Here is a 10,211-nt window from a genome sequence, read left to right as displayed (position 1 = left end):
AGTAACCGCAGGAGCATTGATTTGGTTTTTCGCGACGAGGAGGCTCACCGCACGCCCCACGGAACGCGTCCGCTCGGAACGGAAATCAGCGTGTAGCAGGGATTTTTTTAGTTTCAATAAATCAAAATGAACAGGATTAAACATAGCAATTCAACAAATCACACGCATGTGAGGATCTGCTGAATTAAAACACTTAAAAATTGTTCCTACATAAAAAGTTTTTTTAGAGCAGATATGTCATCTGCTTTTTTTTTGTATTTACTCAATAGTCACTTTTTAACCTGTAATCCTAAAATGTCTAAAATTTTTTTAAATCTTAAAAACATTATCAGACTAACAATGAAAACGGTTACAAGATTAATGAATATTCATAATTAACTAATTAATTAAAAAGTATTGATTGACACCCTTTAAAATAGACGTTACGATAGCAACAATTTACAAATACCAAATGCAAATTAACTGGTCAATATGTAAATTTAAAAGTTACCAACGGATTGATTTTTTATTCTTGAGTGTAATGTTCGAAGGATTTTGTTCATACACTAAAAACGGAAATGCTAACCAATTGATTTTCTCAACTGGATATTAATAAACAATCATATAAAGACAATTCAATGACGAGGTTAAAGTAACGGAAATTGTATTCTCAGAGAGCCGACGGTGGTGCAAGTCGGTAATACAACCATTTACGACATCCCCTCCGAGTGGAGTGCTGAAAGGTTAATACCGATTAGGCGTTCCCGGTAACCGTCCCAATCAAGGTTATCGTTATCAACGGACTAAGCACAGTGCTTGTCCATGAGGCTGCGTTTACGCAGTGAAATAGGGTGGTACCATGAAGCTTTTTCATCCCTATACAAAGAATATGTTTCTTTGTGTAGGGATGGAAAAGCTTTTTTATTTTTTATTCCACCGAGGCATAAGAAAAAAGGAGGCGGAAGGTTTGGAAGCAAGTTCTAAATTTGTAGAAAAAGCGATTCAGAAACTACCGGGTAGGGGTGCAGATGTACTGATTCAATCCTTAAAAGACCAAGGTGTAGACGTTATTTTCGGTTATCCAGGTGGTGCGGTGCTACCGATTTATGATGCATTGCATCAAAATCCAATCCGCCATGTTCTTGCCCGTCATGAACAAGGTGCAATACACGCAGCTGAAGGGTATGCCCGTGTATCAGGAAAAACGGGAGTCGTCATCGCTACATCAGGACCGGGAGCAACGAACCTGGTCACAGGAATTGCAGACGCCATGCTCGATTCAATTGCACTGGTAGTATTTACAGGGCAGGTTGCAAGTGGAGTAATTGGGACAGACGCTTTTCAAGAAGCAGATATCTTGGGAATCACACAACCAATTACAAAACATAGTTACCAAGTAAAGAACGTGAAAGATTTGCCTAGAATTATCAAAGAGGCATTTTATATTGCTTCTACTGGTCGCCCAGGACCTGTCGTTGTGGATATACCAAAAGATATTTCAACGAACCTGTTTGTAGCGACTAACGCGAAAGATGAGGAAGTGTACTTACCAGGCTACCAACCAACGACTAGTCCTAACTATCTTCAAATCCAAAAGGCAGCACTGGCCCTGTCTCAGGCGAAGAAACCGCTAATCTTAGCGGGTGCGGGTGTCTTAACCGCCAAAGCGACTAAGGAGCTAAAGGAATTTGTGGAACGTAATCAAATTCCAGTTACTAATACTTTGCTTGGACTTGGTAGCATAGCCGGAAATCATAAGTTATTTCTTGGAATGGCTGGAATGCATGGAACGTATACAGCCAACACAGCCATTTGTGATTGCGATGTCCTACTGAATATTGGTGCACGGTTTGATGATCGGTTAACTGGAAATCTCGCACATTTTGCACCTAATGCGAAAGTAATCCACATTGATATTGATCCAGCTGAAATTGGTAAGAATGTTCCAACAGCAATTCCGATAGTAGCTGATGCGAAGCAAGCACTGCTAGAGCTGTTGAAACAATCATTCGAAGCACCGGATACAACAGAGTGGTTAGAATGTTTGTCGCAAAACCAGATAGACTATCCTCTGCAGTATAACGCAGAAAAACAACAGGGAATTCTTCCTCAACAGGCGATTCAATTGATACATCGCTTAACAGGAGGAGATGCAGTTGTCACAACTGATGTTGGACAGCATCAAATGTGGGCTGCTCAATATTACGCATTCAATCATCCGGATAACTGGGTAACTTCAGGGGGGCTCGGGACGATGGGCTTTGGATTCCCTGCAGCAATTGGGGCGCAACTTGCAAAGCCGAATTCCAAAGTTATTTCGATTGTAGGAGATGCTGGATTTCAAATGACCTTGCAGGAATTATCCCTGCTCCAGGAACTTCGCCTTCCTGTAAAAGTAGTCATTTTAAATAATCAATGCCTAGGTATGGTAAGACAGTGGCAAGAAACCTTCTATGAAGGACGCTTTTCTCAGTCTCTAATTCATGTGCAGCCAGATTTTGTGAAATTGGCGGAAGCTTATGATATTAAAGGATACAAAGTAGAGACGCTAGAAGAAGCGGAAGTTGTATTCGCAGAAGCACTTAATTCAAATGAACCAGTATTAATTGATTGTCGGGTCGTACAGATGGAAAACGTTTATCCAATGGTCGCACCAGGGAGAGGTTTGAACGAGATGATCGGGGTGAAAGGTGAATGAAACGAGTTATAACAACTACGGTAATTAATCAAAGCGGTGTGCTTAACCGCGTTACTGGGCTTATGATGAAACGTCAGTTCAACATCGAAAGTATTTCCGTTGGGCACACCGAACAGCCTGGAATGTCGAAAATGACATTTGTGGTAAATGTGGTAGACGAAGGAAAACTAGAGCAGCTTTTAAAACAGCTACAGAAACAAATCGATGTGATTAAAGTAAATGACATTACGGATAAAGCGATTGTTTTGAGGGAGTTGGCGTTAGTCAAAGTTGTCACTCCACCGTCAGTCAGAAATGAAATCCGCACAATTGTTGAGCCATTCCGAGCGACGGTTGTTGATATGAGCAAAAATGTAACAACGTTTCAAGTTACAGGTGAACCGAACAAAATTGAAGCGTTCATTGATTTAATGAAGCCATATGGTATTAAAGAACTTACAAGAACTGGTGTATCAGCATTCGTGCGGGAAACACAAAAAGCCTATACAGACCAACTATCTATTTTATAAAAAAAAACAACAAACTCGAGGAGGAAATTAAAATGGTAAAAATGTATTATAACCAAGACGTAAACGAACAGGTATTGAAAGGTAAAAAAATTGCAGTTATCGGGTACGGATCTCAAGGTCATGCTCATGCACAAAACTTAAAGGATTCAGGATTTAATGTTGTTGTAGGTGTACGTGCAGGTAAATCATTTGATCAGGCACAAGAAGATGGCATGCAAGTGGCTTCTGCTTCGGAAGCGGCAGCAGCGTCGGATATCATCATGATGCTAGTTCCGGATGAGCGTCAAACACAAATTTATAACGATGATATTAAACCATCATTGACAGCTGGGAAATCACTAGTATTTGCACACGGCTTTAATGTTCATTTCAATCAGATTGTGGCGCCTAAAGATGTAGATGTGTTCTTAGTGGCACCTAAAGGTCCAGGGCATCTAGTTCGTCGTACATTTGAAGCTGGAGCAGGAGTTCCTGCATTAATCGCGATTCATCAGGATGTTACAGGGCAAGCAAAGGAAATCGCACTTGCTTACGCAAAAGGCATTGGTAGTACTCGTGCAGGAGTGTTAGAAACAACGTTTAAAGAAGAGACAGAAACTGATTTGTTCGGTGAGCAAGCTGTATTATGTGGTGGCTTAACTTCTCTTGTAAAAGCTGGTTTTGAAACGCTTGTTGAAGCTGGATACCAACCGGAACTTGCCTATTTTGAATGTATGCATGAATTGAAATTGATTGTAGACCTTATGTATGAAGGTGGAATGTCAGGAATGCGTTATTCGATTTCGGATACAGCGCAATGGGGAGATTTCGTTTCAGGCCCGCGTGTTGTAGATGCTGATACGAAAGCCCGCATGAAGGATATCCTTACAGATATCCAAACAGGGAAGTTTGCCAAAGGATGGTTGCTTGAAAACCAATTAAATCGTCCGGAATTCACTGCAATTGAAAAAGCGGAAGAAACTCATCAAATTGAAGTAGTAGGTCGTAAACTTCGTGCAATGATGCCATTTGTAAATGAAGGGAAAAAAGTTAAAGAAAAAGAGGTGGTTGCAAGTGCGCGTAATTGACATCTTTGATACTACGCTAAGGGACGGAGAGCAGTCAGCAGGTATCAATTTAAATACAGCTGAAAAAATTGAAATCGCCCGGCAGCTTGAACGTTTTGGAGCAACGATCATCGAGTCCGGATTTCCAGCTTCTTCACCTGGTGATTTTGATGCTGTACAACGAATTGCTGGCATCGTAAAAAATTCAATTATTACAGGGCTTGCCCGTTCAGTTAAAAGTGATATTGATCGAGCATGGGAAGCGTTGAAAGGTGCTGAACAGCCTCATATTCATATTTTCTTGGCTACTTCACCCATTCACATGGAGCATAAGTTGATGAAAACACCTGACCAGGTAGTGGAAATCGCAGTTGAATCCGTTAAATACGCACGTAAGTTCTTCCCGCTTGTTCAATGGTCAGCCGAAGATGCTTCTCGATCTGATCCGGAATTTTTGGCTTATATTATCAAAAAGGTGATCGAGGCAGGTGCGACAACGATTAATCTTCCGGATACGGTGGGGTATGCAACCCCAAGCGAATACGGAGCCTTGTTTAGATATATGAAAGAAAATGTGCCTGGTATCGAAAAAGTGAAACTTTCTGCACATTGCCACGATGATTTAGGCATGGCGACAGCAAATACACTAGCAGCTATTGAAAATGGTGCAGATCAAGTTGAAGGTACTATTAATGGAATCGGAGAACGTGCAGGGAATGTTGCTTTAGAAGAAATTGCAGTTGCTCTGCACATCCGAAAACAAATATATGGCGTTAACACGGGTATCAATCTGAAAGAAATTAAGCGAACTAGTCAACTGGTTAGTCAGTTGACGGGTAGCTTGATTCAGCCTAACAAAGCGATTGTCGGGAAGAATGCCTTTGCTCACGAAGCGGGTATTCACCAAGATGGTATGCTGAAAAACCCATTAACTTATGAGATTATTACTCCAGAATTGATTGGAGACGCAAGCACTGAACTCGTTCTAGGAAAACACTCCGGCAGACATGCTTTCAAAGACCGTGCTATTAAGATGGGCTTTGAGTTGAATGATGAGAAGTTAAATAAAGCATTTGCGGAGTTTAAAAAGCTAGCAGATAGCAAAAAAGAAATTTTGGAAGCAGACCTATTTGTATTACTAACAGATCAGCAATTTAACGAAAAACATATACCAGTCTATGAATTGGATAGCGTGCAAGTACAGTACGGCACAGATAGTATTCCAATTGCTACTGTATCAGCTCGCCAGCCGAATGGTGAACTAATTAGTCAATCAGCTGCTGGAGCAGGGGCTGTTGAAGCCATATTTAACACGTTAGAACGTATTGTCGCTGGTAAAGTCCATATATTGGATTACCGTGTAACCTCCATTGGGAAAGGGCGCGACGCATTGGGCGAAGCTGTCATTAACTTAAGTTATAACGGGGATACAGTTACGGGACGTGATGTTGCACAGGACGTCTTGGAAGCATCGGCAAAAGCTTATTTAAACGCAGTGAATCGTCAACTTGTAAAATCTAATCAAAAAGTAGAAGTAGAAGCTGGATAAAAGATAAGTAAATAGGAAAAGGAGGAATTTCTAATGGAAAAGACAATAGCAGTATTGCCCGGAGACGGAATCGGACCAGAAGTTACAGGAGCAGCAGTCAAGGTGCTGAAATCCATTGCAATGCGCTATGGACATACTTTTCATTTAAAATATGCTGCAATTGGCGGTATAGCGGTTGATCAATATGAAAATCCGCTGCCTCAGGAAACGATTGAGGTTTGTGAAGCTAGTGACGCAATCCTCCTTGGTGCAGTCGGAGGTTCTAAATGGGATCAGCACCCGTCTCATTTGCGACCAGAGAAAGGCTTATTGAGTATCCGAAAGCATTTTGATTTATTCGCAAATATCCGACCTGTAAAAGCGATTCCTTCACTTTTAGATTCGTCACCATTGAAAGAAGAAGTGGCCAAAGAAGTCGATATGGTTATTGTTCGTGAATTGACTGGTGGTTTATATTTCGGAGAACCGAAACGTAGAAACGAAAAATCGGCAGTCGATACACTGGTTTATACCAGAAAAGAAATCGAGCGCATTGTCAATCATGCTTTTGAAATCGCGCGCACGCGAAGAGGGAAACTTACTTCAGTTGATAAAGCAAATGTTTTGGAAACGAGTAAACTATGGCGTGAAGTTGTCGAAGAACGCAAGAATGCTTATCCCGATATCGAAGTGGAGCATATGCTAGTTGATTCGGCAGCCATGAAATTGATCACTAATCCTAGAGGGTTTGATGTTATGGTCACTGAAAATATGTTTGGTGATATTTTAAGTGATGAAGCATCTGTAATCACTGGATCTCTTGGAATGCTACCTTCTGCTAGTCTTCGTGCTGATGGATTCGGTCTCTACGAACCAGTACATGGTTCTGCGCCAGACATCACAGGGCACAACATAGCAAACCCATCTGCAGCCATTTTGTCAGCGGCCATGATGCTAAGACATTCTTTCAACCTTCATTCAGAAGCATCGGCTATGGAAGAAGCAGTAATGGGCGTATTGGAAGACGGTTATTGTACGGTTGACCTGTTCAAGGACGGTAAACGCGTCGTCTCGACTGATACATTCGTTACAAAAGTCATTGAAGAGCTTGAAAGAGAATTTGTATCTGAACACATCATGTTCTCTTATATTTAATGGGAAGGAGCGCTTCGAATGCCGAAAACGATTATTGAGAAAATTTGGGAACAACATATTGTTTACGAAGAACAAGGTAAGCCAGACCTCCTTTATATAGATCTTCATTTATTACACGAAGTCACTTCCCCTCAAGCATTTGAAGGTTTAAGGCTTAATGGACGGAAAGTTCGTCGTCCGGATTTATGCTTTGCCACGATGGACCATAATGTACCTACGAGAAACCGTGATACCATTAAAGATCCAATTTCTCGCAAGCAAATTAAAACCTTGCAGGATAATTGTGATGAGTTCGGCGTACCGCTTGCAGGGATGAATCATCCTGACCAAGGGATCGTGCACGTCATTGGACCAGAGTTAGGTTTGACACAGCCAGGCAAGACCATCGTCTGTGGGGACAGTCATACATCAACACATGGAGCATTCGGTGCTTTGGCGTTCGGCATCGGGACGAGTGAAGTGGAGCATGTACTGTCGACTCAAACCCTTTGGCAATCAAAACCGAAGACAATGGAAATTCGTATCGATGGGGAACTTGGATTCGGAGTTACAGCAAAAGATGTCATTCTAGCGATTATCGCGAAGTTTGGCATTGATATGGGAACGGGTCATATTGTAGAGTACACGGGAGAAGTGATCCGTAATTTTACGATGGAACAACGTATGACAATTTGCAATATGACCATTGAAGCGGGAGCTCGTGCAGGGTTGATTAGCCCTGATGACAAGACGGTTGAATACTTGAGAGGCCGTAGACATGTTCCAAAGGGAGACGCTTTTGATAAAGTAGCAGCGCAATGGTTATCGCTTGCGACGGACCAGGAAGCGAAGTATGACGTCTCTATCTCGATACATGCAGATGAAATTTCTCCGTTTGTCACTTGGGGTACAAATCCTTCCATGGGAGCTGGTATCGAAGGTCATGTACCATTTGCATCTAGTTTAGAAAAACAAGCAGATCGTGAAGCATTGCAGCAGGCACTAGCTTATATGAACCTAGAAGAAGGTACACCATTGTCCTCTATAGACATCCAGCATGTGTTCATTGGGTCGTGCACAAATGCTCGCTTAGGGGATTTGCGGGCGGCTAGCGCGGTTGTGGAGGGTAAAAAAGTGCATCCATCTGTCACGGCAATCGTTGTACCTGGTTCCGCATCTGTAAAAAGACTAGCGGAAGAGGAAGGTTTGGATAAAATATTCCTAGATGCTGGATTTGAATGGCGTGAGACCGGCTGTAGTATGTGTCTAGCTATGAATGAAGATGCGGTTCCTGCAGGTGAACGTTGCGCTTCAACTTCTAACCGTAACTTTGAAGGGCGTCAAGGAGCGGGATCGATGACGCATCTGGTCAGTCCAGTCATGGCTGCAGCCGCTGCTATAGAAGGCCACTTCACGGATGTCCGGAAGTATATGCATGAACCAGTGTCATCGTCCTGAATTTGATTACCTGAAGGAGGTCTACAGATGAAGCCAATCAATAAAATTTCAAGTGTGATGACTCCACTTGACCGGAAAAATGTAGATACTGACCAAATTATTTCAAAAGAATTTTTAAAGCGTATTGAGCGTACGGGTTTTGGTAAATACTTATTTCATCATTGGCGCTTCAATCCAGATGGAACAACTGTAGAAGATTTCGTTCTCAATGATCCGCGCTTTAAAGGTTCTGAAATTTTAGTCGCACAAGAAAATTTCGGTTGCGGCTCTTCGCGTGAACATGCACCATGGGCCATTCAAGATTACGGTTTTAATGTGGTCATTGCACCGAGCTTTGCTGATATTTTTTATAATAACTGTGTGAAAAATGGCATTCTACCGATTCGTCTGTTGGGTCATGAAGTGGATGAACTCATTAAAAAAGGAAAGCACGAAGAGTATAAATTAGAGGTTAATTTGGAACAGCAAACTGTTTTAGGGCAGGATGGAACTCGTTTAGAGTTTGAAATTGATCCTTATTGGAAAGAAATGCTTCTAAAAGGATGGGATGAGATAGAGTTAACATTCCAACACGAGGCTCAAATCACGGCATACGAAGAAAAAATGCAGCAGGCGTAATTATAATTAATAGAGGAGATGGTTTTGTTGGGAATTCATATAGCACAGCAGGTTTATACAGCGCATTTGAAAAGTTAGCACCAATTGTTCACCGTACTTCGTGTAAACAATCGAGCACATTGAACAGAATCACGGGCAGTGAAGTATTTTTAAAACTTGAAAATCTGCAGAAAACAGGGTCTTTCAAAGTTCGGGGAGCGTTCAATAAAATCAGTCAATTATCTGATGAAGAATGTGCAAAAGGGATTATTGCTGCTTCGGCAGGAAACCATGCACAGGGCGTGGCTCTTGCGGGTAGAGAAAAAGGACTGCAAGTAACGATCTTTATGCCGGAAACTACACCAGAAGCGAAAGTGTTGGCAACTAGGCAATACGGAGCGGATGTCAGATTGATTGGAAAGAACTTTGAGGAAGCATACGCAGCGTCCAAAAAAGAGCAACTCTTAACCGGAGCTGCATTCGTCCATCCCTTCGATGATTTGGCTATCATTGAAGGTCAAGCGACAGTTGCAATGGAAATGCTACAGCAATGTCCAGACCTAGATACCATCGTTGTTCCAGCTGGGGGCGGAGGATTGCTCGCAGGAACAGCGATTGCGGTTAAATTGATTTACCCGTCCGTCCGAGTCATCGGCGTGCAGGCTCAAAGTGCATCCGCAATCTCCTCAATTTTTCATGGAACAACTAATTCACCCATCCCGTTCTCGCCTACCATGGCAGAAGGGATTAATGTGAAAGATCCTGGCAAATTGACAACAAAAATCATCCAGTCTTATGTGGACGACGTCATCACAGTTAGTGAACAGGAAATTGCTTCATCTATTCTCTTTATGCTGGAGCGTGAAAAAATGCTTGTGGAAGGAGCGGGAGCAGCAGCTGTTGCAGCCGTTCTTTATAATCACTTGCCATTTAACTCCGAGAAAACCGGCATTATCGTTAGTGGCGGTAACTTTGATATCGGCAAGTTGGAAGCATGTAGAAAAATTTCGATGAATTTAGGTAAAGCAAATTCTTTTTAAACAGTTAAACCTTCGCTTATATGCGGAGGTTTTTCATTTGCGGTAACAACGTTTAAACTGTTGTGATTGTGCTCGTCGAAGTTTTCCAAGTCGATCTGTTTATGGTAGTACAATATATGACGTTGGTGAAATTCCATCCCCTTCTCGATAAAACAGGAGAAAGGGATGGAATTTCACTACTATCATTTATTATAAATAGCTATGAAACTAAAAAAAGCCTGA

Annotated in this window: 8 protein-coding genes and 1 other annotated feature; all 8 genes read left to right on the top strand. The window is 42.0% G+C overall.

Annotation, left to right across the window (positions count from 1 at the left end; translation table 11 throughout):
• Nucleotides 1–608 precede the first annotated feature (608 nt).
• Nucleotides 609–860: a binding site (T-box leader), on the top strand.
• An 86-nt stretch (nucleotides 861–946) separates the two neighbouring features.
• The 8 genes from ilvB (at nucleotide 947) to C406_RS0110400 (ending at nucleotide 9,989) form a co-directional block, all read left to right on the top strand.
• A complete protein-coding gene (ilvB, locus tag C406_RS0110435) occupies nucleotides 947–2,677 on the top strand; it encodes a biosynthetic-type acetolactate synthase large subunit (RefSeq protein WP_017380564.1) in 1,731 nt (576 codons plus the stop codon).
• On the top strand, nucleotides 2,674–3,186 hold the full coding sequence (gene ilvN, locus C406_RS0110430; RefSeq protein ID WP_017380563.1) for an acetolactate synthase small subunit: 513 nt from the start codon (nucleotides 2,674–2,676) through the stop codon (nucleotides 3,184–3,186). The genes ilvB and ilvN overlap by 4 nt, the downstream gene beginning before the upstream one ends.
• Nucleotides 3,183–4,253 carry a ketol-acid reductoisomerase gene (gene ilvC, locus C406_RS0110425; protein ID WP_272943003.1) on the top strand — a complete coding sequence of 357 codons (1,071 nt, stop codon included), beginning with the start codon at nucleotides 3,183–3,185 and terminating at the stop codon, nucleotides 4,251–4,253. The genes ilvN and ilvC overlap by 4 nt, the downstream gene beginning before the upstream one ends.
• Nucleotides 4,240–5,781, top strand: a complete 1,542-nt coding sequence (locus tag C406_RS0110420; protein ID WP_017380561.1) for a 2-isopropylmalate synthase — start codon at nucleotides 4,240–4,242, stop codon at nucleotides 5,779–5,781. Before ilvC ends, C406_RS0110420 begins: the two co-directional genes overlap by 14 nt.
• A 33-nt stretch (nucleotides 5,782–5,814) precedes the next feature.
• Nucleotides 5,815–6,915, top strand: a complete 1,101-nt coding sequence (gene leuB / locus C406_RS0110415) for a 3-isopropylmalate dehydrogenase (RefSeq protein ID WP_017380560.1) — start codon at nucleotides 5,815–5,817, stop codon at nucleotides 6,913–6,915.
• An 18-nt stretch (nucleotides 6,916–6,933) separates the two neighbouring features.
• On the top strand, nucleotides 6,934–8,352 hold the full coding sequence (leuC, locus tag C406_RS0110410) for a 3-isopropylmalate dehydratase large subunit (RefSeq protein ID WP_017380559.1): 1,419 nt from the start codon (nucleotides 6,934–6,936) through the stop codon (nucleotides 8,350–8,352).
• A 27-nt stretch (nucleotides 8,353–8,379) separates the two neighbouring features.
• Complete coding sequence (gene leuD, locus C406_RS0110405; RefSeq protein ID WP_017380558.1) at nucleotides 8,380–8,970, top strand: 3-isopropylmalate dehydratase small subunit; 591 nt, start codon at nucleotides 8,380–8,382, stop codon at nucleotides 8,968–8,970.
• 83 nt (nucleotides 8,971–9,053) lie between these two features.
• Nucleotides 9,054–9,989, top strand: coding sequence for a threonine ammonia-lyase (locus C406_RS0110400; RefSeq protein WP_081503754.1), 936 nt, complete (start codon nucleotides 9,054–9,056; stop codon nucleotides 9,987–9,989).
• Nucleotides 9,990–10,211 lie beyond the last annotated feature (222 nt).

The organism is Paenisporosarcina sp. TG-14 (assembly GCF_000297555.1).
Lineage (GTDB): Bacteria > Bacillota > Bacilli > Bacillales_A > Planococcaceae > Paenisporosarcina > Paenisporosarcina antarctica.
This window is presented reverse-complemented; position numbering and strand designations above follow the sequence as displayed.